At 57.8% G+C, this 438-nt stretch carries 1 protein-coding gene; it reads left to right on the top strand.

Translation table 11 applies throughout. From position 1 onward, the window contains the following. Nucleotides 1-28: 28 nt before the first annotated feature. Nucleotides 29-352, top strand: a complete 324-nt coding sequence (locus DVK00_RS21055) for a hypothetical protein (protein ID WP_004064542.1) — start codon at nucleotides 29-31, stop codon at nucleotides 350-352. Nucleotides 353-438: the final 86 nt, after the last annotated feature.

Below are 438 nucleotides of genomic sequence, written 5' to 3'. Positions count from 1 at the left end.
TTCACCGACCTCTGGGAGGGAATCTGAGATGGTTCAACCCAGCATGGACCTGTACGTGAACTACCTCGTGTTGCTGGCGGTGACGCTACTGGCGTTGGTTCTCAGCCTTGCCATCGTTTTTCAAGCCTACCGCGGATACCGACGCAATCGAAGCCAGCCGATGCTGTGGCTCGCGGTTGGACTGGTCCTCCTCACGGCCGTGCCGTTCGTGATATCGTTGACGGTCGCATCGGCCGGAACCGCGCTCGGGTTCGGCCCGGTTGTGTACACGTACTACGTCCCCATACTGAACAGACTCATCGAAGTCGTCGGACTGGTCTGTATCCTCTATTCGCTTTATAGCCGACCCTGAACCACTGCTATCGCTTCGAGTTCCGCTCGATAGTGCCGTCATCCCGGAACTGTGGCGTCGTTGTATCCATCGACAGGTGATAGCGC

It is taken from the genome of Haloarcula sp. Atlit-47R (genome assembly GCF_003665985.1).
In the GTDB taxonomy this organism is placed as follows: Archaea; Halobacteriota; Halobacteria; order Halobacteriales; family Haloarculaceae; genus Haloarcula; species Haloarcula taiwanensis.
This window is presented reverse-complemented; position numbering and strand designations above follow the sequence as displayed.